We start from the raw sequence: 22,466 nt of genomic DNA, 5'->3' as shown, positions 1-22,466 counted from the left end.
GGAGGACACATGCAACGCGGTGAAGTCTGGTGGGTCGACTTCGATGAGCGACGCCCGGTCGTGCTGCTCTCGGACGAGGAGTCATCCGGGTTTCAGGCGATGCAGGTCGTTGCGCCGGCGGGCGTCGACATGAGCGGCCTGGGCGTTGAAGTGGCCGTAGGAGCCCCGGAAGGACTGCCCTTCGAAGGCGTGCTGCGGTTCGCGTTCCCGCGTCCGGGCTTCACTCCGTGCACATGGCTGACCACCGTGGGCCGGGACGACCTGATCGAGCGGGCGGGCGTGTTGTCCTCCGTAAAGCTCAGCGAGGTTGGAGAAGCCCTCCGTGCCGCTGGACAGAGGAGGGAGTGGACCCCGATGACGGCTGCCAGGTTCAGTGAGATCAAAGATGCCCGCCGTCTCGAAGGACTCGAGTAGCGGACGCCTGCGCTGCCCGGCGCGGCCTGCGGTCGAGGCGGCCGAGCAGCCAGCCGGCGCGGCCATCACCGGAAGGGCGGCGAGGATCGAGCGCGGGAAGATCCCCATGGCCGCTCTCCTCAACGGAAGGGTCATCGCGCCCACCGGCACATGCGGCACAGATGTGCGATCAGCCCTCACCGGTGCCGATGATCAGGTCCCCGGTGTCCGGATCGGCCGCGACCGTGAAACCGCGCCGCCGCAGGATGGTGGTCAGCGCCAGGTGGATCGCCTCGCGGATCCCTGCGTATCGGGTGATGTCGCCATTGGGGAGGTTAGCCGTACTGATCCAGGACACCAGTACGCCACCACCGGCCGCACGGTGGACCTGCAGGCCGCCGTCCACGGCGAGGTCGGCCGGGTCGACCACGAAACCCGCCTGGCCCAGGATCACGCGGACCCTGCGTTCCAGGGCGGTCTGGCCCGTCGTGTCGTCCGGCCCGTCGTGCCGGGTCGTGGCCCGGTCGCTGGTTTGATCGGCTTCGCGCAAGGTCACGCCTCCTTTCGCCTTCGACATCCCCGACAATGAGGGCCGGAAACACCGGTATGGCCTTTTCGCAGGTCACATCGGGTTTCCCGGAAAGCCGCGACGGCCCCCGCACGCGACGCGAACGCCGAAATCGGCGGCCGCGCCGGGCCGCGCATTCTTGATCGGCGTTTTGAAGATCTCCCGCCCGTCCGGCCACGGGCAGCCGCCACCGCCCTCCGCTCGGGCCACCGCAAAGGATAAAGCATCCATTACCGGACCAAATACCATTTAAAGCAGGCCGTAAGAAAAATGCAGGCTCCCCGCATACCATAAAGGTGGACGCGCGGATTCGGAGGGGCGGTGCGGGTGATGAGCGAGCCGAGTCCGGAAGGTTCCACTCGCCGCAGGCGGAGCTGGGCGCGGGCGGACAAGATCGCCATTTTCGCGGTCGTCATTTCCGCCATCGTCACGGTGGGGATCTGGCTGGCCGATCGCCAGGGCGGGATCGTTCCACCGAGCGGCTCGATCACCAATATCGCGGACGAGCTGGTGGTCAGGAAAGAGGCTCTGTTCGTCGAGGGGAAAGCCCAGGACATACCGGCCGGGTCGGAGGTATGGCTGGTGATCAGGGCCGGTTCGGAGGGGCGTTGGTATCCGGTCATGGCGACACGCGTCGGCCCGGACGGTTCGTGGCGCTCCGACGATGACGCGAGCGACCCGCGGAATGTCCGGCTGGCCACCAACGGTCCCTACTATATCCAGATCTACCATGCCGACATGAACGCCATCGCGGAGTTCCAGCAGTATAAGGCCAAAACCATCACAAGCGGGATATATCCCGGAATGGACAAGCCGCCGGGCAGCGCGACGCTACTGGACCAGAAATTGATCCGTCGCGACGGCCAGGTGAAATCACCACAGGGCCTCTCCCCGCTATTCCCGTGAACCACGAGCGGTGAGCCGCGAGCCCGCCGTCCATGACAGGCCACGAGCCCATTCCGGGCCCCCACCCCGCCGATCCACGACCCGGCGAGCCCGGACCCCGGCGTGACGCCGATCACAGGTCACGCCGCCCGGCCCTGCTCCCAGCCTTCTCAGAGGCCGGTGGAGGCAGGGGTCGGGCATCTTTATGTATTTCCGATCTGGACAGTAGGGTTTATCGGGATTATGGTGGGGGTTATGTACGAGATCGCCCGCCTCGTCGGCCGATGTCCGCTTCGTTGGGCACGGTGACGCGGCCCCACCGTCTCCGTTCGCCGTCCACTTCTCCGCCCAGGTCACCTGGCGCGTTCCGGCGCATCGCCCTGCCGATCCCGCCCCGCACTCCCTCTGATCTCCACCGCCACGCGCACCCGGACCGTCCGTCCGTTCAGTACGCGTGTCTCCGCGCATGCCCGCGGACGTCCCAAGGAGCCGCCTCCCATGACACAACCCGTCCTTTCCGCCCGAGCCCCCGCCCGCGCCCCCGCGGAGCTCACCGAGCCGCCGGAACCCCGGCAAGGGGGTCCGGCCTCGCCCGCCGTCCGGGCCGCCGGGGTGCTCGCCGTGCGCGGGCGCAGGCTGGTGGGACTCGCGGCCATCCTGGTCATCTGGCAGGTCGGCGCCTCGCGCGGATGGCTGGGCGCGAACACTCCCCCGCCCACCCGCGTCTGGAGCGCGGCCGTCGAACTGATCTCCACCGGGGAGTTGCAGCACCACCTGGGGGCCTCCCTGGTACGGGTGGCCAAGGGGCTGGCGATCGGGTTGACCGCCGGTCTCGTGCTCGGGCTGATGGCGGGCCTGGTACGCCTCTTCGAAGACCTCATCGACGCGCCCATCCAGGCCCTGCGCATGCTCCCGCACCTGGCCCTGGTGCCGGTCTTCATCATCTGGTTCGGCATCGGGGAGACCGCCAAGGTCGCCCTGATCACGATCGGCCCGATCTTCCCGCTGTACATCAACGTCTTCCACGGCATCAAAGGTCTGGACGACCGGCTCATCGAGTCCGCCAGATCCTGCGGCGTCAACGGCCTGGCGCTGATCCGCCGGGTCATCCTGCCCGGCGCGCTGCCGCAGATTTTGGTCGGCCTGCGCCAGGCGCTCGGCATCGGCTGGCTGAGCCTGGTGGTCGCCGAGCAGACCGCGACCACCTCGGGGATCGGGTTCCTGGTCACCGACGCCAAGGAGTTCCTGCGCACCGACGTCGTGTTCGTCGTCCTGGCGGTGTACGCGCTGCTCGGGCTGGCCACGGACCTGCTGGTACGCGCCCTCGAACGGTACGCCCTCGCCTGGCGGCGCGGGTACACGGCGAAATGAGCGACATGACCGCGATCAGTACCCCTGCCGAGACCATCCAGGGCGTGCGCGTCCGCGGCCTGCGGCGGGCCTTCGGCGGCCGGGTCGTCCTCGACGACGTCGATCTCGACATCGCCCCCGGCGAGTTCGTCGCCCTGCTCGGCGCCAGCGGCTCCGGCAAGAGCACCCTGCTGCGCGCGGTCGGCAGGCTGGACCGCCAGGCGGAGGGCGAGCTGCGCGTCCCCGAGCAGCGGGCGATCGTCTTCCAGGAGCACCGGCTGCTGCCCTGGTCGCAGGTGTGGCGAAACGTCACGCTCGGCCTCACCGGCCCGGACCTGCGCCGGCAGGCGCTGCACGCGCTGACCGAGGTCGGCCTGGCGGCCCGCGCCGACGCCTGGCCGACCACGCTGTCCGGCGGCGAGTCCCAGCGGGTGGCCCTGGCCAGGGCGCTCGTCCGCACGCCTGAGCTGCTGTTGCTGGACGAGCCGTTCGGCGCGCTGGACGCGCTCACCCGCCTCAAGGCGCAGGCGCTGGTCGCCCGGCTGTGGAGCAGGCACCGTCCCGCCGTACTGCTGGTGACCCACGACGTGGAGGAGGCCCTGCTGCTCGCCGACCGCGCGTTGCTGCTGGAGGACGGGAAGATCGCGCGGGAGATCATCGTGGACATCCCCCGGCCCCGCTCACTGGACCACCCCCGATTCGCCACGCTGCGCCGCCGGCTGCTGGTCGGCCTCGGCGTCGATCCCGACCTCAGCCGCGCAGAGCACACCCAGGAGCCGTCGTGACCGTGACCACCATCCCCGTGGACTCCCTCGAACTGACCGCCGACGTGCTCGTCATCGGCGGCGGACCCGCCGCCGCGTGGGCCGCCTTCAAGGCCGCGCAGGCGGGCGCGGACGTCGTACTCGCCGACAAGGGCTACTGCGGCACCAGCGGCGCGACCGCCTCGGCGGGCACCGGGATCTGGTACGTGCCGCCGCACCCCGCCGAGCGGGAGAAGGCCATGGCCTCAAGGGAGGCGCTCGGCGGCTACCTCGCCGACCGGCGCTGGATGACCCGCGTGCTCGACCAGACCTACGACGGCGTCAACGAGCTGGCCGAGGCCGGCCGCTACCCCTTCCCGCCGGACGGCCGGGGCGGCCAGTTGCGGCGCGGGGTGCAGGGCCCGGAGTACATGCGCAGGATGCGGATCCTGCTGCGCCGGGCCGGGGTGCGCATCCTGGACCACAGCCCGGCCGTCGAGCTGCTGCTGGACGCGGCCGGGGCCGTCGCGGGCGCGGCCGGGCACCAGCGCAGGCACGACCGCCCCTACCGGGTCCGCGCGGGGGCGGTGGTCCTGGCCACCGGCGGCTGCGCCTTCCTGAGCCGGGCGCTCGGGTGCGACGTCAACACCGGCGACGGGGCGCTGATGGCGGCCGAGGCGGGCGCGGACCTGTCCGGCATGGAGTTCTCCAACGCGTACGCGATCGCGCCGGAGTTCTCCTCCGTGACCAAGACCGCCTACTACTCCTTCGCCACGTTCTACCGCGAGGACGACACCGTGCTGGAGGGCGCGGGCAGTCAGAAGGGCCGCTCGGTGATCGCCCGCACGCTGCTGTCGGAGAAGGTCTACTGCCGCATCGACCGAATCGACGAGGCGGGCAGGCAGGCCATGCGGCTCGGCCAGCCGAACTTCTTCCTGCCCTTCGACCGGATGGGCATCGACCCCTTCACCCAGCGGTTCCCGGTGACGCTGCTGCTCGAGGGCACCGTGCGCGGCACCGGCGGCATCCGGATCATCGGCGACGACTGCGCCACCTCGGTGCCCGGCCTGTACGTCGCGGGCGACGCCGCGACCCGCGAACTGGTCTGCGGCGGCTTCACCGGCGGCGGCAGCCACAACGCGGCCTGGGCGATCTCCTCGGGGACCTGGGCGGGCCGGGCCGCCGCCGGGCACGCCGCCGCGCTCGGCCGGCACGCCGGACGCCGGGCGCTGACCCCCGCGGGCGGTGCCGGGCTGCGGCCGGGGGCACGGCCGGGCCGCCCGGAGGAGTACCACGACGTCGTGGCGGCGGTCCAGGCCGAGGTGCACCCGTACGAGAAGAACTACCTGCGGCACGCCGACCGGCTCGCCCCCGCGCTGGCGCGGCTGCACGACACCTGGGCGGGCCTGCGCGCCTCGCTGCGGGGCGTGGGCGGGGACGCCGTCCAGGCCAGGCAGGCGGCGGCGATGGCCGCGCACGCCCGCTGGATGTACACCGCCGCCCTGGCCAGGCAGGAGAGCCGCGGCATGCACAAGCGGGAGGACCGCCCGGATCAGGACGCCGCGCTGCGGCACCGGCTGCTGGTGTCGGGCCTGGACGAGATCACCGTGCGCCCCGACCCGGTCGCGCCGGTCGGGCCACTGGAACACGCCGGATCCCTGCGGGCGGCGTCATGATCGAGATCGTCTCGCGGGAGCGCTGCATCGGCTGCGACCGCTGCGTGGAGGTCTGCCCGACCAACGTCTTCGACACAGGACCCGGCGGCGTCCCGCTGATCGCCCGGCAGGGCGACTGCCAGACGTGCTTCATGTGCGAGGCGTACTGCCCGGTCGACGCCCTGTTCGTGGCGCCCCAACCGGCCCCGGTCGGGCCGGGGTCGCCGCTCCGCGACGAGGAGCACGTCACCCGGTCCGGGCTGCTGGGCGGCTACCGCAGGCAGATCGGCTGGGGGCACGGCCGTACGCCGGGCGCGCTACACGCCGTCGGACCGGAACTGCCCCGCACCCCGCCCCCGCGCGCGCAGACCCCCGTCGAAACCATGATGCGAACACCCGAGGAGCACTCATGATCGGCCGCCGATCATTCGCACTGCTGCTGACCGCCGCGCTCGCGCTGCCCGCCCTCTCCGCCTGCGGCGCGGACGGCGCGTCCGGTGACACGGCCAAGTCGTACCCGCTGCGGATCGGCGTGATCGGCACCGGCAACAAGCTGACCGGCGTGATCGGTTACCTCAACGACGAGAAGCGGCTGCTGCCGCTGCTGGCCCCGGCCGGGGTGAGCGAGGTGAAGTCCTTCTCCTTCCCCAACGGCCCCGACCTCAACCAGGCCCTGCTGGCGGGCGAACTCGACATCGCCCTGTACGGCGACACGCCCGCCCTGGTCGCGCGCGGCGCGGGTCAGCCCACCCGGCTCATCGCGCAGAACACCGTGGGCATCGACGCGGGCGTACTGGCCAAGAAGCAGGGCGGCCCGGCCGGGCTGGCGGACCTGGCGGGCAAGCGGGTCGCCACCCAGAAGGGCTCCTACATCCACCGCTACCTGCTCGGCGCGCTGGCCGAGGCCGGGATCAGGCCCCGGGAGATCGTGCACATCTACAACAGCGACATCGAGGCCGCCCTGGAACGCGGCGACGTGGACGCCGCCGCCGTCCCCGCGGCCAACATGGAGGCGCTGCGGCTCAAGGGCTACCCGCTGATCGACATCGCCTCCCGGGACCATCCCGCCTACCTGGGGTCGAGCGCGACCGTGGTGCCGGAGTCCTTCCTGGACGCGCGTCCCGGCTTCGTCAGGGTGTGGCAGGGCGCACAGCGGGAGGGGACCAGGCTCGCCAAACGCGACTGGGACCGCTACCTGGCCTTCGCCGCCAAGGTCGGCGGCTACCCGGCCGAGGTCACCAAGGCCACGACGCTGCGCGAGCAGCTTCCCGAGGAGCCCTTCACCCCGCAGGGGCTGCGCCTGCTGGAGAACACCAAGCGATTCCTGGTGGAGCAGAAGTTCATCAGGTCCGACTTCTCGATCGAGCAGTGGATCGCACCGGGAGCGCGCGGATGAGCGGGGCGGGCACGATCGTGCGCAAGGCGGACGTCTTGGTGCTGGGCGGCGGCCCGGCCGGGGCGTGGGCGGCGCTCGCGGCGGCCGAGGCGGGCGCGCGCGTGGTGCTGGCCGACAAGGGGTACTGCGGGACCAGCGGCGCGGCGGCCTCCGGCGGCAACAACCTCTGGTACGTGCCGCCCGATCCCGCCCTGCGCGAGGCCGCGATCGACGCGCGCGAGGCCATCGCGGGCGGGCTGACCGACCGCGGCTGGATGGCGCGGGTGCTGGAGGAGACCCGCCACCAGGTGGACCGGCTCGCGGGCTGGGGGTACCCGTTCCCGGTGGACGAGAGCGGCGTGGAACGGCGGGGCAGCCTGCAGGGGCCGGAGTACATGCGCAGGATGCGGCGCAAGGTCCACCGCGGCGGGGTGCTGATCCTGGACCACCATCCGGCGCTGGAACTGCTCGCCGACGGCGACGGCGCGGTGCGGGGCGCGGCCGGGGTCCGCCGCCAGGAGGACGGCAGACCGTGGGAGGTGTGGGCGGGCGCGGTCGTGCTGGCCACCGGCGGCTGCGCGTTCCTGTCCGGGGCCTTCGGCCTGAACGTCAACACCGGCGACGGGCACCTGATGGCGGCCGAACTGGGGGCGGAGCTGTCCGGCATGGAGTTCTCCAACGCCTACGCGCTGTCCCCGGCGTACGGAGCCCACACCAAGGGCCTGATGATGCAGTTCGCCCGCTACTTCGACGAGGAGGGCCGCGAGCTTCCGGCGGAGGGCCTCACCGCGGGCCGCCGCCGGATCGCCCGGCTGCTGGCCGACGGACGGCCGGTCTTCGCCCGGCTGGACGACGCCCCGGTGGAGCTGCGCGAGGCGATGCGCCAGGCGCAGCCGAACTACTTCCTGCCGCTGGACAAGGCGGGCATCGACCCGTTCACCCAGGCGTATCCGGTGCGGCTCGTGCTGGAGGGGACGGTACGCGGCACCGGCGGCCTGCGCGTCGCGGGCACGGACTGCGCGACCACCGTGCCCGGCCTGTACGCCGCGGGCGACGTGGCCACCCGCGAGCTGATCACCGGCAGCGTCAGCGGCGGCGGCAGCCACAACGGCGCCTGGGCCATCTCCTCGGGGACGTGGGCGGGGACGGCCGCCGCCGGTTTCGCGCTCACCGGGCGGCCCCGCCGCCCGAGGTCGTCCCCCGCGGGCCGGGCCGGGCTGCGCCCGGACGGCTCCCCCGGCCTCGCGGCGGCGGACGTGGTCAAGGCGGTCCAGGAGGAGGTCATGCCCCTGGAGCGGAACTACTTCCGCGAGGCGGACGGCCTGGTCCGCTCGCTCGCCGAGCTGGACGGGCTGTGGTCGGCGGTCTCGGCCGGGCTGACCGGCGAGGGGCGGGAGGCGATGCGGGCGCGGCAGGCCGCGGCGATGGTCGCGCACGGCCGCTGGATGTACCGGGCCGCCCTGGCCAGGGAGGAGTCGCGCGGCATGCACCAGCGCGTGGACCGCCCGGGAGCCGATCCGGGCCTCGCCCGCCGCATCCGCGTCGGCGGGCTGGACCGGGTCTGGACCGCGCCGGAGGAGGTGGCCGCGTGATCGAGGTGGTCAGTGGCGAGCGGTGCGTCACCTGCGACATCTGCGTGAAGGTCTGCCCGATGGACGTGTTCGACCTCGGCCCCGACGGGGTGCCGGTGATCGCCAGGCAGGACGACTGCCAGACGTGCTTCATGTGCGAGGCGCACTGCCCGGTGGACGCGCTGTACGTCGCGCCGTTCACCGGGCCGGTCCCGGCCGGTTCGAGGCACCGGGACGAGGCGGCGCTGCGCGCGAGCGGCGCGATGGGCGACTACCGGCGGCGCGTCGGCTGGGGGCACGGCCGGGTCCCGGGCAGCCGGCTGGACAAGAACCACGTGTTCACCGCCCGCCTGGCCGCCGCGCAGGGCGCCGGGGAGCCTGCCGCGCGCTAGGCTCCCCGGTGCCGTCCGTGGTCACTTGGTGAGCGGGGCCAGCTTCGGGTCGTTGGCGTACGCCTCGGCCGCGTTCATCTTGGTGACGATGACCGGCGGCAGCAGGTAGGCGGGGACGACCTTGGTGCCGTTGTCGTAGGAGTCGGTGTCGTTGATCTCCGGCTTGCCGCCCGTCTGCAGCGCCTTGACCATCTTCACCGTCTCGGCGACGAGCTTGCGGGTGTCCTTGTTGATCGTCGAGTACTGCTCGCCGGCCATGATGGACTTGACCGACTCGACCTCGGAGTCCTGGCCGGTGACGACCGGGATCGGCTTGCCCGCGCCCTTGACCGAGGTGATGATCGCCCGGGCCAGGGTGTCGTTGGGGGACAGCACGCCGTCCAGGGTCTTGCCGCCGTTGTAGGTGGAGGTCAGCAGCGAGTCCATGCGCTGCTGCGCGCCCTCGGCCTTCCAGCCCTGGATGGCGGTCTGCTTGACCTCCTGCTGGCCGGAGCCGACCACGACGTCGCCCGTGTCGATGAGCGGCTTGAGGACGTCCATCGCGCCGTTGAAGAACACACCGGAGTTGTTGTCGTCGGGGGAGCCGGAGAACAGCTCGACCGTCCAGGGGCCCTTGGGCTTCTTGTCCTTCATGCCGTCCAGCAGGGCCTGGCCCTGGAGCTGGCCGACCTTGAAGTTGTCGAACGCGATGTAGTAGTCGACGTCAGGGGTGTTGGTGATGAGCCGGTCGTAGGCGATGACCGTCGCGCCGGACTGCTTGGCCTGCGCCACCTGGGTGGAGAGCTGCGCGGCGTCGGTCGCGCCGATGACGATCACCTTGGCGCCCTTGGTGACCATGGCGGAGATCTGCGCCTGCTGGTCGGAGACGGTGGCCGAGGCGCCCGCGTACTGGACGTCGGCCTTGAACCCGGCCGTCTTCAGCTCGTTGGTGAACAGGTCACCGGCGAGCACCCAGTTCTCCGAGGTCTTCGACGGCAGCGCGACACCGATCAGCGAGTCGGCCGGGAAGCCCGCGGCGGGGCTCGCGGCGGTGTCGCCGCCGGTAGCGGTGGCGCCTTGACGCTCGGACGCGCACGCGGCGCTCAGGGCGAGCATCGCCACGGCACCGGCCGCCGCGATGCTCCTGGTGAGAAATTTCCGCATTTCTGGGACGGACCCTTCCTGATTGTGATGGGCAGCGATGCGAGCGCACGGGGGCGTCTGCCGTCGCCGGTGGCGGTCAGCCGGCGATCCGGGCCTTGTCGGGCGCGGTGGCCGGACCGGAGTTCGCGGGAGGGGGCGCCGAGCCGTCCCCGCGGAGCCGGCGCGACAGCGATCCGATGATCGAGAAGCGCCCCTGTTTCTTGTTGTAGACGTCGAGCGCGACGGCCAGCAGCAGCACCAGCCCCTTGATCATCTGAACCTTGTCGATGCCGACGCCCTCAAGCTGCAGGCCGTTGTTCAGCAGGGCCATCACCAGGCCGCCGACGATCGACCCGCTGATCGTGCCGAGCCCGCCGGACACCGCCGCGCCGCCGATGAAGACGGCCGCGATGGCGTCGAGTTCCCAGTTCAGCCCGTCCTGGGGGCCGGAGGCGGCGGACCGCGCCACGAAGATCATGCCGGCCAGCGCGGCCAGCACGGACATGTTCAGCATGACCATGAAGTTGACCCGCTTGAGCTTCACTCCGGAAAGCTCCGCGGCGCGCGCGTTGCCGCCGACGGCGTAGATGTGGCGGCCCCCGACGGTGTTGCGGGTGTAGAAGGAGTACGCGAGCACCAGCGCGATCAGGATGATGCCGGAGATCGGCAGGCTGGTGCCGACCCGGCCGCCCGCGAAGCGCAGGGTGGCGAAGACGATGACGCCCACCATCACGGCGAGCCGCAGCGCCGAGATCCACATCGGGGCGGCGTCGGCGTTCATCTCGCGCCGGGTCCGCCGGGCCTTCCACTCCCGCCACACCACGCCCACGCAGGCGGCCAGGCCGAGCAGCAGCGTCAGGTTGTTGTAGCCGGTGTCCGGGCCCACCTCGGGCAGGAAGCCCGCGCCGATCTGCCGGAAGCCGGTGGGGACCGGCACCGTGTCGGCGTTGCCGATGTACTGGTTGCCGCCGCGGAACAGCAGCATCCCCGCCAGCGTCACGATGAACGCGGGAACCCCCACGTAGGCGACCCAGAAGCCCTGCCAGGCGCCGATCAGCGCGCCGACGACCAGGCCCAGCACGATGGCCAGCGGCCACGGGATCGCGAACTCCTGCATCGCCTTGGCGACCACGATGCCGGTGAAGGCGGCGATCGAGCCGACCGAGAGGTCGATGTGCCCGGCGACGATCACCATCAGCATGCCGATGGCCAGGATCAGGATGTAGGAGTACTGGGCGGCCACCGCGATGAGGTTGCCGGAGGTCAGCGTCAGGCCGTCGGTCCAGATCTGGAAGAGCAGCACGATCGCCACCAGGGTGAAGATCATGCCGAACTGCCTGGCGTTGGAGGTCGTGCCCCCGAAGAGGTTCTTCTGCAGGTCTTTGATTCGGCTCATGGCGTCGGCGTCTTCTTGGTAGAGGTCATCTGCTTCATGAGGAGTTCGGGGTCGGCGTCCCGGCGCGGCACGTCTCCGGTGATGGTTCCCTCGAACACGGTGTAGATGCGGTCGCACAGGCCGATCAGCTCGGGCAGTTCGGAGGAGATGACGATGACGCCCTTGCCCTGGTCGGCCAGCTTCTGGATGATCCCGTAGATCTCGTACTTGGCGCCGACGTCGATGCCGCGCGTCGGCTCGTCGAGGATGAGCAGGTCGGGGTCGGTGAACATCCACTTCGCCAGCACGACCTTCTGCTGGTTGCCGCCGGACAGCTTGGTGACGCCCTCGTCCACACCGGGCGTCTTGATCCGCAGGCTCTCGCGGTACTCCTCGGCGACGCGGTGTTCACGGACCGCGTCGATGACCCCGTGACTGGAGATCTTCGACGGCTTGGCGGACACCATGGAGGTCTTGATGTCGTCGAGCAGGTTGAGGCCGATCGCCTTGCGGTCCTCGCTGACGTACGCGAGACCGTGCCGGATGGCCTCGGCCACGGAGCGGAGCTGGATCTCCCTGCCGTCCTTGAAGACGCGGCCGGACAGGTGGACGCCGTAGGAGCGGCCGAACAGGCTCATCGCCAGCTCGGTCCGCCCGGCGCCCATCAGCCCGGCGAAGCCGACGATCTCCCCGCGCCGCACGGTGAAGCCGGAACCCTTGCACACCAGCCGGTCGGCGGAGATGGGGTGGCGTACCGTCCAGTCGCGGACCTCGAAGAACACCTCTCCGATGTGCGGGGTGTGCTCGGGGAAGCGGCTGCTCAGCTCGCGGCCGACCATGCCGCGCACGATGCGGTCCTCGTTGACGCCGTCCGCGCCGACGTCCAGACTCTCGATCGTCCGGCCGTCGCGCAGGATCGTGATGGAGTCGGCGACCGCCGCGATCTCGTTGAGCTTGTGCGAGATGATGATCGAGGTGATGCCGCGGTCCCGGAAGCCGCGGAGCAGGTCCAGCAGGTGCTGCGAGTCGGCCTCGTTGAGCGCCGCGGTGGGCTCGTCCAGGATGAGCAGCTTCACGTCCTTCGCGAACGCCTTGGCGATCTCCACCAGCTGCTGCTTGCCGACGCCGATGTCCTTGATCAGGGTGTCCGGGTCCTCCTGGAGGCCGACCAGCTCCATCAGCTCCAGCGCCCGGCGCTGGGCGGCCTTCCAGTCGATCGCGCCCCGCCTGCGCGGCTCGTTGCCGAGGAAGATGTTCTCGGTGATCGACATGCCGGGCACCAGGGCCAGCTCCTGGTGGATGATCACGATGCCCGCCTGCTCGCTGGCCCGGATGCCGCCGAAGCGGACCTCCTCCCCCCGGTAGAGGATGCCGCCAGAGTAGGTGCCGTGCGGATGGACGCCACTGAGCACCTTCATCAGCGTGGACTTGCCCGCGCCGTTCTCGCCGCAGATGGCGTGGATCTCCCCCGCCCTGACCGCGAGGTTGACATCGGCGAGGGCCGTCACGCCCGGGAACGTCTTGGTGATCGACCGCATCTCAAGGAGCACCGGGGCGTCGGTCATGGCCGCGGCCCCGTCGCTCCCGGGCCGCGGCGACGGCGCGAATGCGGTCCTCGGGGGGTGCGGCATGTCGTTGACATCAACTCGCCTCCGATGACCTCTCCATGGACCCGCCCGCCGCGGCCGGACCCGCGCCCTGCCACAACGGTCTGCATGTCCTGCGTGTTATACCTACGAAGACGGACCTTAAATCCATTTGATTTACTAAGTCAACGCCCGCTAGGGCAGAATGTTCCCCGCAGGCGACGAGCAGAGAGGACCTTGTGGGTGCGGCGCGCAGGTACAAACCTCCCCAAGGTAGGGCGATACAACCGAGCGGTCGTGCTGGACCAGATCCAGCTCGCCGACGGCATCAGCCGGGTGGAGATCGCCCACCACACCGGCCTCACTCCCCAGACCGTCTCCGGCATCGTGCGCCGGCTGCTGGATGAGGGCATCGTGCGCGAGGACGGCGCCAGCCGGGTCGCCAGCGGCGGCAAACCCCGCACCACCCTGCGGATCAACCCCGACGCGGGCAGCGCGGTCGGCCTGCACTTCGACCCGGTCGAGCTGACCTGCGCGGTGGTGGACCTGCTCGGCCGGCCGCTGGTCGTCAAACGCCGCCCGACGCCGCCGCACGCCTCCCCGCAGGACGTCGTGGCGGCGATGGCCGGGCTGACGGCGGAGGTGGTCGCCGAGGCCGACGTACCGCTCGACCGGGTGCTCGGCCTGGGCCTGGCCACCCCCGGCCCTATCGACCAGGACGACGGCACGGTCGTCGCCCCGCCCCAGCTCACCAACTGGACCCGGGTGCCGGTCAAGCGGATGCTGAGCGAGGCCACCGGCCTGGCGGTGACGATCGACAACGACGCCACCGCCGCCGCGGTCGGCGAGCGGTGGTCCGGCGCGGGCCGGGGCGTGCCCAACTTCGCGTACTTCTTCCTGGGCACCGGCATCGGCGGCGGGCTCATCCTGGACCACCAGGTCTACCGGGGCGGTTCGCTGAACGCCGGGGAGTTCGGGCACGTCTCGGTGCTGCCGGACGGCCCGGAGTGCTACTGCGGCAACCGGGGCTGCCTGGAACGGGTGGTCAACCCCACGGCGATCGTCGCCGAGGTCCACCGGCGGCTCGCCGCGCAGGGCGGCGGCGTGCTGGCCGAGCGGTTCAAGCGCGATCCGGCCCTGGTCGACCACGCCGCGATCCGGCTCGCCGCCGAGGCCGGCGACCCGCTCGCGGGCGCGGTCGTCGACCAGGCCGCCGAACGCGTCGCCTCGGTCGCGGTCAGCGTCGCCAACATCACCGACGTCGATCTCATCGTGCTGGGCGGGCACGGCATCTCGCACGTCGAGAAGCGGTACGCCGACGCGGTCGCCACGGCCCTCGCCACCAGGCCGCTGTCCCGGCACATCCGGACGGTCGACGTCGCGCTCTCGCCGCTCGGCGCGGACGCCGCCGTCGTCGGCGGCGCGGCGCTCGTCCTGCACGCCACGTATTCGCCGCAACTGTCCGCGCTGCTCGCGGACTGATCAGATCGGGGATGGCCGATGGACCACCAAGCCGTGCTCGCCGTCGACATCGGCGGCACCAAGATCGCTGCCGGGCTGGTGGGCCCGGACGGCGTGGTGCGCGGGCACGCCGAGACCGCCACCCCGGCCACCGAGCCCCTGATCGGCGAGGCCCTGCGCACGCTGCTCACGTCGGTGACGGCGGGGGTGCGGCCGAGCGCGGTCGGGCTGGCCTCGGCCGGGCCGCTCGACCTGCGGCGCGGCACGGTCAGCCCGGTCAACATCCCGGCCTGGCGGGACTTCCCGCTGGTCGAACTGGCCGCCGCCATCGTGCCCGGCGTACCGGTCACTTTGGTGGGCGACGGCATCGCGGCGGCGGTGGGCGAGCACTGGCTCGGCGCGGGCCGCGGGTCGGCGTCGATGCTGGGGATCGTGGTCTCGACCGGTATCGGCGGCGGGCTCGTGCTCAACGGCGTGCCGTACCCGGGGCCGAGCGGCAACGCCGGTCACCTCGGGCACACCGTCGTCGATCCGGCGGGGCCGTCCTGCACCTGCGGGGCCGCGGGCTGCGTCGAGGCGCACGCCAGCGGCCCGTCCATGGTCCGCTGGGCCCGGCGGCACGGCTGGACCGGTACCGACGCCCGCCGCCTGGCCGCCGACGCCGGGCACGGCGACCCGATCGCCCTGGCCGCCTTCGACCAGGGCACCCAGGCGCTCGCCCGCGGCATCGTCGCCGCGGCCACCCTGTGCGACCTCGACCGCGTGGTGATCGGCGGCGGCGTCTCGGCGGCCGGTCCCCTGCTGTTCACGCCGCTGCGCCGGCACGTCGAGCGCTTCAGCACACTCGGCTTCGTACGCCGGCTGACCGTGGAACCGGCGGCCCTCGGCCGCCAGTCCGGCCTGCTCGGGGCCGCCCGCAGCGCCATGCTCGCCGACCCCGCCCCCGGCAGGCCGATCACCGCGTGAGCGCCTTCGCGCAGTACGGGCACTCGCCCCGGCGCCCGTAGTAGTAGGCAAGGGCGGCGAGCCCGAGCGCGCCGCCCCACAGCAGGAAGGACGGGATGGGCAGGGCGAAGGCCGGCCCAACGCGGTAGCCGTAGACGTCGATGGCCCAGCCCGCGGCGATGAGTTCGGGCAGGCCGCGTGCCCACGACAGGCCCACGGCCAGCATCGCGCACGCGGCCGGCCCGGCGCACACCACGGGCACGGCCACCGGGACGGGACGGCCGGCCAGGCCCACCACCCAGCGCGGCCAGACCTCGCCCCACCGGTGGACGAGCCCCGCGGTCAGCACCGAACCGGCGGCGCACATGCCGATCAGGATGAGTTCCATGCCCTTGGCCCCGGCCCCGCCGTTGGCGGTCGCAAGGTGCCGCAGGAACTCCATGGGCACGCCGAGCGGGATGTCCAGCACCCAGGCCAGCCGTACCAGGGCGTACCCCCAGGGCGCGGCGACGGCCGTGTACGTGAGCGCCCGGCGGTGGCGCACCAGCCACGCCTCGCCGCGCCCTGTGCGGCGGTCCGCCCGGCGGCCGCAGTGCGCGCACGCCGACCGGCTCGCCCGCTGGTAGGCCAGGGTGGCGGCGGCCCAGGCGAAGCCTCCTGCCATCAGGACGAGGAAGTTCACCGTCGGCCAGTCCATCTTGTCCAGGCTCAGGAAGATGAGCGGGAACAGCGCGAGGTGCAGTGCGCGGATCTCCGGGAGGACCAGCGCCAGGAGCACGGCGAGGCCCCAGCCGGACACCAGGAGGACCGGCCGTGGCCACCGGACCCGGCGGGCCATCGCCAGGGCGATGACCGCCCCCGCCGCGCCGAGCGTGGCCATGACCGGCCCGGCGACCTGCGGGGTCGCCCCGGCCAGCAGCCGCCCGTGCCCCTCCGCGTTGACGTCGGCCGCCCCGAAGGGGAACCCGCCGCCGCCCGCCGCCCAGAACACCCCGAGGGCGGCGTACACCACCGACCAGCCCAGTGCCGCGTACGCGGTCCAGACCGGCCACCCGCGCATGACCCGCTCGGGCCGTCGCCTCGTGATCGCCATGGCCCCAGCGTCCACCGGCGGGCGGCGCGGGCACCTCCCCCCTGACGGGGAGCCGGGTCCCCGCCCGGGGGGAGATCCCGCCCGGCGTCACTCGACCTGGCCGGTCTCCCAGGCCCAGGCGGCCAGCTCGATGCGGTTGCGCGCGCCGCGCTTGCGCTGGATGCTCTGCACGTGCGTCTTGACCGTGCTGGGCGCGATGAACATGGCCGCGGCGATCTCATCGTTGGACCTGCCGCGCGCCAGCAGCCGCAGCACCTCGGTCTCGCGCCCGGTCAGCGGCTCGCCCGCGACCGCCCCTTTGGGGAGGGGCTTGGTGAGGTGCCGCAGCAGCCTCACGGTGATCGACGGGCTGACCAGGGCGTCGCCCGCCACCGCGGCGCGCAGCGCCTCGACCAGCAGGGCGGGGCCGCTGTGCTTGAGCACGTAGCCGCAGGCGCCGTTGCGAAGCGCCCGGTAGACGTAGTCGTCGGTGTCGAAGGCGGTGAGGATCACCACCCGCAGGCCGTCGCCGACCAGCAGCCGGGTGGCCTCGATGCCGTCCAGGCGGGGCATCTCGATGTCGAGCAGAACGACGCCGGGGCGCAGCCGCCGGGCCGCCTCCACCGCCTCGGCACCGTCGGCCGCCTCTCCGGCCACCACGACGCCCTGGCTCTCCAGGATCATTCGCAGCCCCGTACGGACGATCTTCTGGTCGTCCGCGATGAGGACGGTCAGGTCCGGTTCAGCCATCGGGCAGCAGTGTATCCACCGGGATCTCGGCCAGGACCTGCCATCCGCCGCGCAGATGCGGCCCGGCGGCGAAGGTCCCGCCGAGGGATCTGACGCGCTCCTCCAGAGCGGGCAGGCCGAGCCGGGTGGAGGGCGTGCGGGGCGGGGCGCCCCGGCCGGGCCCGTTGACGACGCTCGTCACCACGTTCGGGCCGTCGCGGGAGACGGTCGCGCGTACGGACTCGGCGTCGGGCGCGTGCCGCCGTACGTTGGACAGCGCCTCGACCACGATCCTCGCGACGGTGGTGCTCACCCGGCGGGGCAGCCGGTCGGCCAGGTCCGGGTCCAGGGCGAGGGTGGCCGGAACGGTCCCCGCCGCGGCGAATCCCGCCACGATCCGGGGCAGCTCGCCGAGGCCGGGGGTGTCTGGTTCGTCTGGTTCGTCTCGTTCGTCTTGTGCGTCCAGGTCGTGCAAGGCGCGGACCGTGGCGCTCAGCGAGGTCAGGGCCCGCCGCCCGGTCGCCTCGATGTGCCGCAGCGCCTCCCGCTCACGGTCGCGCGCAACCTGGCCCACCTGGGCCTGGACGACCATCTCGCCGAGGTCGTGCGCGATGAAGTCGTGCAGGTCCCTGGCCAGCCGGAGCCGCTGGGCGCGCCGGGCGGCGGCCACCGATCGCACCCGCACCGAATCCAGCCAGCGCAGATGCGCGCCGATCGCCGCCGCCCCGGCCGGGCCCAGTGCCCAGAAGGCGCACAGGCCCACCGCCTCCAGGACGGACGAGGCCGGGACCACCCGCAGGATCAGCAGCGCGCCGGCCACCCCGCCCGCCAGGCCGACGCCCAGGGCCTGCCGTACCGGGGCGTCCCTGACCACGATGATCAGCACCAGGAGCAGCGCGAGAGTCTCCAGGTAGGCCCACGCCCCGGCCGCGGGCGGATCGGTGGTGAGACTCACCCCCGCCGAGAGCGGCGCGACCATGGCCAGGGCGGGCACGGCCCGGCGGCGTACGGGTGGCGCACCGAGTACGGCGGCGGCCGCCCCGCAGGCGACCAGCGCCGACCCGACGGCCGCGGGCCCGGCGTCCGGGGCGAAGAGCAGACCCGCGACCGCGCAGGCCAGCACTCCTCCACCGATCGCCACGGCCCGCACCCGCGTGGTCCACCGCACGCCACGAGCCTACGGCGACTGCGACCCGCTCCCCGAACGGGTCAAAGCCTCGCGTACCCCTGCTCGCACAAGCGCGGGCCGTGAGCCCCGCTTGTCATCGGCGTTGCCAGAGGGACGGGACGTTGGGCGGCTCCCAGCCGGTCAGGGCGGTGTGCGCCTGCAGGCACCGGTAGCCGGCGCCGTTATGGACCACCTGGTCACCAGGGGCGTAGGCGGTGCCGGGCGCCCAGGCACCCACGGGGCCCTGCGTCGGCGTCGGCGTCGGCGTCGGCGTGAACGCCGGGGTCACGGTCGGCGTGGGGGTGGGAGTGGGCCGGGGGCCGCCAGGGCCGACCTGAAGGTCCACGCAGTTGTAGAAGGCCATCGCGGTGTCGGCGATGTTCCAGACCGCGCGCAACTTGATCCGCCCGGTGTGACCGCCGAGGTTCACCGTGTGGGTCACCCTGGTCCCGGGTTGCCTGCCGTGGTCGTTGAACACCGCGACCCGAGTGTCCCCGATGAAGTACTCCCAGGTGCTGGTGGAGTGGTCGGCCGTGATGATCCACTTGAAGTCCACGGTGTCGCCGACATTGGCGACGGGCCACGCCTTGGAGTCATCGTCGAGCGGCGCCCAGCGCCCGTCACCGCCACTGCAGTTGCGCTGCCCCTTGAGACCTTCGACGGCGTCCGGCTCCCAGATGATGTCGCCGCAGTTGTCGACCTTCCCGGCCGCGCAGTTGGCCTGACGGCTGGGCGGGTCGGAGATGAAGCCGTGCGCAGAAGCGGGGGGTGCCACGAACACCATCGCACCCACGGCGACGAGCACCGCGGCCACGAACGTGATCAGTTTTCGCATGTCACGCATCCTTCTGGCTGGAGGGTGCCCCCAAAGCTAAAGGAAAGTTTCTTAACTAGAAAAGGTTAAACAGGTACTCCCACCGTGGTATCGGGCACCCCTCCTCGAAGCCACCCAGCCGACCCGCCCGTCATGACCTCACGACCAGCACACCCGGCACAGATCGCACCCCGCGGGGCGGTGGAACTTCTCCGTGGCATGAACTGGCCGACCTGGGCAATGTCCCGATTTGAACGCCCCCATTCACCCCACCCGACGACACGCCACCCGGGCAACACCCCCACCGCCCCGACGCCGCAACCCACCCGGACCCGAGGAAACCTCTTTCCAGCACCTCGTGTTATGGGCCCCCATCTCCGGCCACTCCCGGAAGGCGTGCCGCGCACCTGGGCGCATGCGAGAGCGTGCGGCGAATGGCGGATCTCGTGGGCGAAGCCAGAGTCAGGCGTGCTCGCGCGGTTCCTGGCACATGCCAAGGGCACGACTCCACAAGATCCACCGCTGCCCGGGGCCCCACCCGCTTCCCAGCCCGGACACCAGGATGGACGACGATGGGCAGCCGAACGTTGCTGCCGCCTGGGCGGCGTCCCACCGAGCAGACAACGAGAACGCACGAGCCAGACATCACGCAGCTCAGCCACCCCGGCGCGTGGGGATGGCGTCCCGTCGAGTGGTGTAAATGGGAACGTTCAAATCGGACATCCCGCAGATCGGTCACTCAGGCCGCAGGAAAATTCCACCACTCCGCGGGACGCGACACCGGGTCGGCCAGTCCATGCCACGGAGAGATCCCACCACTCCGCGGGGCGCGATCCGCGCGGGAGAGGCCCACCACTGCGCGGGTGCGATCGTCGCCCGTGGCGGCCAGGGGATACGGCACATGGCAAGCCCCGCGTCGGGCGAAGCCCGAGCAGGGAAGATCGTCCGAGCGACGGCGAGGGCCACGCTTTGGACCGCGCATGAGCGGGTGCCCGCCGAAGGCAGGGATCGGAGGGATGACGGGCAAGGGCACGCGCTCGGGAAGCCAGGGGTGGAAAGAGGGGGCGGCGAGTGGGGTGTGCGGGGGTTAGAGGAGGTCGGTGAGGAGGGCGGCGAACTCTTCCGGGGTGAGGATGTGGATGCCGAGGGATTCGGCCTTGGTTCGTTTGGAGCCGGCCTTGGCTCCCGCCACCAGTAGGTCGGTGCGGGCGGAGACGCTGGAGGAGGCGCGGCCGCCGGCTCGTTCGATGAGTTCGTTCATCTGGTTGCGGGAGAACGTCTCCAGTGGGCCGCTCATCGCGCCTGTGACGACGACCGACTTGCCCGACAGTGGCAGGTCCGGGGAGGTGACCGCCTCCGGCGCATCTTCCGCCGGGCGGGGGGTGACACCAGGCTCGGTCATGTTGACCCCGGCCGCGACCAGCTTGTCGATGACCGGGCCCAGCTCGGCCAGCTCCGCCACCACGACGGGGGCCTTTTCCGGGCCCATGCCCTCCACGGCCTGGATGGCCTCGGCGTCGGCGGCGCGGATGGCCTCCATCGAGCCGAAGTGGCGGGCCATCCGCCGGCTCATCGAGCGGCCGGTGCCGCGGACTCCGAGCGCGCACAGCACCCGGCTGAGCGGGCGGCCCTTGGCCTCCTCGATGGCGGCCAGCAGGTTGGTGGTGCTGACCTCGCCCATCCGCTCCAGGCCGAGCACCTGGTCGGCGGTGAGGTAGAACAGGTCGGCGAAGTCGGCGATCAGCTCCGCCTCCAGCAACTGCAGGATGCGGTTTTCGCCCAGGCCCGCGATGTCGAGCTGGTCGCGGCCGACCGCGTAGCTGACGGAGGTGATCACCCGGCAGGCCCGGCCGCGGACGCAGCGCCACCGCTCCTGGGAGGCGTCGATCGCGTCGCCGCAGGACGGGCAGACCTCCGGGATCTCGATCGGGCGCTCCTGCCCGGTGCGCAGGTGGACGACCGGGGCCTCGACCCGGGGGATCACGTCGCCCGCCTTGTAGACGACCACGCTGTCGCCCAGCATCAGGCCGCGGCGCGTGATGTCGGCGACGTTGTGCAGGGTCGCGTACGTGACGATGCTGCCGTCGAGCTCGACCGGTTCGAGCACGGCCCGGGGCGCGATGATGCCGGTGCGCCCGGTGTTCCACTCGACGGCGAGCAGTTTGGTGATCTTCTCCACCGCGGGCAGTTTGTAGGCGACCGCCCAGCGCGGGGCGCGCGAGCTGAACCCGGCCTGCACCTGGTCGGCGGCCAGGTCACAGCGGATCACGATGCCGTCGATCGCGAACGCCAGCCCGGCGCGGGCCGCGGCGATCTGCTCGACCCGCTCGTTGACCTGCTCAAGTGTGGTGGCGACGACACCGGCCACCGGCGTGACGGCGGTGGTCTGCACGCCCTGACCCGCGGCCCAGGCCATGACCGCGCTGTGCGGCATCTCGCGCAGCTCGGTGGCGAGCTCGGACTCGTCGCCGGGCGGGGGCAGCACGCCGTACGCGAAGAACGTCAGCTCGCAGACGTAGGGCCGGTCTTGCGCGCGCAGCGTGCCCGCCGCGGCGCTGCGCGGGTTGGCGAACGTCGTGCCGTCGTGGGCGCGGCGTTTGGCGCAGGCCGCCTCGAACTGCTCGGCGGTCATCATCACCTCGCCGCGCACCTCCACGGTGTGCGGCTCGGCCAGCTCTCCCGGCAGGCCCACGATGGTGCCGATCGCGTGCGAGACGTCTTCGCCCGCGCTGCCGTCGCCCCTGGTGACGAGCTGGGACAGGCGGCCGGTGCGGTAGCGGGCCGAGACGGCGAGCCCGTCGAGCTTGGGCTCGACGCTCCACGCCTCGACCGGCCGGCCCAGCCTGCGCTCCAGTGACGCGGCCCAGTCGGCGAGTTGTTCGGCGCCGAAGACGTTGTCGAGCGAGAGCATCGGGACCGTGTGCGGCACGTCGCCGACCACCGCGCCGCCCGCCACCTTGCCGGTCGGCGAGGTGGGCAGCGCCTGCCCAGGGTGAGACCGCTCGTAGGCGGCGATGCCGCGCACCAGCCGGTCGTAGGCGTCGTCGTCGAGCGCGGAGGTGCCGTCACGGTAGTAGGCCGCCGCGGCGTCGAGGGCGAGTTGCACCGCCTCGGCGTACGCGGTCTCGTCTGAGATCGCGGTGATCGCGGGCGCGTTGATCGCGTCGATCTCAGGCGCGGTGGTCACGGGCGCGGGGGCCGCGGGGGCCGTCGCGATGGCGTCGCTCATGATGTCATGATGTCGCAGCCCACTGACATTTTT

At 72.0% G+C, this 22,466-nt stretch carries 20 protein-coding genes; 11 read left to right on the top strand and 9 right to left on the bottom strand.

Features of this window, described 5'->3' with window-relative positions:
• Positions 1 to 9 precede the first annotated feature (9 nt).
• Complete coding sequence (locus tag DP939_RS31110; protein WP_113984389.1) at positions 10 to 414, top strand: type II toxin-antitoxin system PemK/MazF family toxin; 405 nt, start codon at positions 10 to 12, stop codon at positions 412 to 414.
• Between the two features lie 169 nt (positions 415 to 583).
• Here DP939_RS31110 and DP939_RS31105 read toward each other — a convergent pair whose 3' ends face one another.
• Positions 584 to 949 carry a hypothetical protein gene (locus DP939_RS31105; RefSeq protein WP_113984388.1) on the bottom strand — a complete coding sequence of 122 codons (366 nt, stop codon included), beginning with the start codon at positions 947 to 949 and terminating at the stop codon, positions 584 to 586.
• Between the two features lie 342 nt (positions 950 to 1,291).
• Between DP939_RS31105 and DP939_RS31100 the strand changes: the two genes are divergently transcribed.
• From DP939_RS31100 to DP939_RS31065, 8 genes are all read left to right on the top strand, one after another.
• The gene (locus tag DP939_RS31100) at positions 1,292 to 1,867 is read left to right on the top strand and encodes a hypothetical protein (protein ID WP_147268207.1); all 576 of its coding nucleotides are present in this window, start codon (positions 1,292 to 1,294) and stop codon (positions 1,865 to 1,867) included.
• Positions 1,868 to 2,344: 477 nt separating this feature from the next.
• Complete coding sequence (locus DP939_RS31095) at positions 2,345 to 3,217, top strand: ABC transporter permease (RefSeq protein ID WP_113984386.1); 873 nt, start codon at positions 2,345 to 2,347, stop codon at positions 3,215 to 3,217.
• A 5-nt stretch (positions 3,218 to 3,222) separates the two neighbouring features.
• Complete coding sequence (locus tag DP939_RS31090; RefSeq protein ID WP_113984385.1) at positions 3,223 to 3,981, top strand: ABC transporter ATP-binding protein; 759 nt, start codon at positions 3,223 to 3,225, stop codon at positions 3,979 to 3,981.
• Positions 3,978 to 5,615, top strand: a complete 1,638-nt coding sequence (locus tag DP939_RS31085) for an FAD-dependent oxidoreductase (protein WP_225878611.1) — start codon at positions 3,978 to 3,980, stop codon at positions 5,613 to 5,615. Before DP939_RS31090 ends, DP939_RS31085 begins: the two co-directional genes overlap by 4 nt.
• Positions 5,612 to 6,007: a 4Fe-4S dicluster domain-containing protein gene (locus DP939_RS31080; protein WP_113984384.1), complete on the top strand. Its 396-nt coding sequence runs from the start codon at positions 5,612 to 5,614 to the stop codon at positions 6,005 to 6,007. Before DP939_RS31085 ends, DP939_RS31080 begins: the two co-directional genes overlap by 4 nt.
• The gene (locus DP939_RS31075; protein WP_113984383.1) at positions 6,004 to 6,990 is read left to right on the top strand and encodes an ABC transporter substrate-binding protein; all 987 of its coding nucleotides are present in this window, start codon (positions 6,004 to 6,006) and stop codon (positions 6,988 to 6,990) included. Before DP939_RS31080 ends, DP939_RS31075 begins: the two co-directional genes overlap by 4 nt.
• On the top strand, positions 6,987 to 8,561 hold the full coding sequence (locus DP939_RS31070) for an FAD-dependent oxidoreductase (RefSeq protein ID WP_113984415.1): 1,575 nt from the start codon (positions 6,987 to 6,989) through the stop codon (positions 8,559 to 8,561). Before DP939_RS31075 ends, DP939_RS31070 begins: the two co-directional genes overlap by 4 nt.
• On the top strand, positions 8,558 to 8,932 hold the full coding sequence (locus tag DP939_RS31065) for a 4Fe-4S dicluster domain-containing protein (RefSeq protein WP_113984382.1): 375 nt from the start codon (positions 8,558 to 8,560) through the stop codon (positions 8,930 to 8,932). The genes DP939_RS31070 and DP939_RS31065 overlap by 4 nt, the downstream gene beginning before the upstream one ends.
• A gap of 21 nt (positions 8,933 to 8,953) precedes the next feature.
• Here the strand turns inward: DP939_RS31065 and DP939_RS31060 are convergent, their stop codons facing one another.
• From DP939_RS31060 to mmsA, 3 genes are all read right to left on the bottom strand, one after another.
• A complete protein-coding gene (locus tag DP939_RS31060; RefSeq protein ID WP_113984381.1) occupies positions 8,954 to 10,075 on the bottom strand; it encodes a substrate-binding domain-containing protein in 1,122 nt (373 codons plus the stop codon).
• A 76-nt stretch (positions 10,076 to 10,151) separates the two neighbouring features.
• Complete coding sequence (gene mmsB, locus DP939_RS31055) at positions 10,152 to 11,450, bottom strand: multiple monosaccharide ABC transporter permease (protein WP_113984380.1); 1,299 nt, start codon at positions 11,448 to 11,450, stop codon at positions 10,152 to 10,154.
• Entirely contained in the window at positions 11,447 to 12,994 is a 1,548-nt protein-coding gene (gene mmsA / locus DP939_RS31050) for a multiple monosaccharide ABC transporter ATP-binding protein (RefSeq protein WP_113984414.1), read from the bottom strand. The genes mmsB and mmsA overlap by 4 nt, the downstream gene beginning before the upstream one ends.
• A gap of 318 nt (positions 12,995 to 13,312) precedes the next feature.
• On the opposite strand from mmsA, the gene DP939_RS31045 reads away from it, so the two are divergent.
• Both DP939_RS31045 and DP939_RS31040 read left to right on the top strand, forming a co-directional pair.
• On the top strand, positions 13,313 to 14,497 hold the full coding sequence (locus DP939_RS31045) for an ROK family transcriptional regulator (protein WP_199565527.1): 1,185 nt from the start codon (positions 13,313 to 13,315) through the stop codon (positions 14,495 to 14,497).
• Between the two features lie 18 nt (positions 14,498 to 14,515).
• On the top strand, positions 14,516 to 15,442 hold the full coding sequence (locus DP939_RS31040) for an ROK family protein (protein WP_113984378.1): 927 nt from the start codon (positions 14,516 to 14,518) through the stop codon (positions 15,440 to 15,442).
• Here the strand turns inward: DP939_RS31040 and DP939_RS31035 are convergent.
• From DP939_RS31035 to ligA, 5 genes are all read right to left on the bottom strand, one after another.
• The gene (locus tag DP939_RS31035) at positions 15,432 to 16,514 is read right to left on the bottom strand and encodes a hypothetical protein (RefSeq protein ID WP_113984377.1); all 1,083 of its coding nucleotides are present in this window, start codon (positions 16,512 to 16,514) and stop codon (positions 15,432 to 15,434) included. The two genes, DP939_RS31040 and DP939_RS31035, sit on opposite strands and share 11 nt — an antisense overlap.
• 87 nt (positions 16,515 to 16,601) lie before the next feature.
• A complete protein-coding gene (locus DP939_RS31030) occupies positions 16,602 to 17,243 on the bottom strand; it encodes a response regulator (protein WP_113984376.1) in 642 nt (213 codons plus the stop codon).
• Positions 17,236 to 18,390 (bottom strand): sensor histidine kinase, encoded by a 1,155-nt coding sequence (locus tag DP939_RS31025; RefSeq protein ID WP_147268206.1) that lies wholly within the window; start codon positions 18,388 to 18,390, stop codon positions 17,236 to 17,238. Before DP939_RS31025 ends, DP939_RS31030 begins: the two co-directional genes overlap by 8 nt.
• Before the next feature lie 94 nt (positions 18,391 to 18,484).
• Entirely contained in the window at positions 18,485 to 19,225 is a 741-nt protein-coding gene (locus DP939_RS48885; RefSeq protein ID WP_113984374.1) for a lytic polysaccharide monooxygenase, read from the bottom strand.
• Positions 19,226 to 20,291: 1,066 nt separating this feature from the next.
• Positions 20,292 to 22,433: an NAD-dependent DNA ligase LigA gene (gene ligA, locus DP939_RS31015; protein WP_113984373.1), complete on the bottom strand. Its 2,142-nt coding sequence runs from the start codon at positions 22,431 to 22,433 to the stop codon at positions 20,292 to 20,294.
• Positions 22,434 to 22,466: the final 33 nt, after the last annotated feature.

The organism is Spongiactinospora rosea (genome assembly GCF_003315795.1).
Taxonomy (GTDB): Bacteria; Actinomycetota; Actinomycetes; order Streptosporangiales; family Streptosporangiaceae; genus Spongiactinospora; species Spongiactinospora rosea.
Note: the sequence above shows the minus strand (reverse complement) of the source record. Positions and strands in the feature narration are given on the sequence as shown.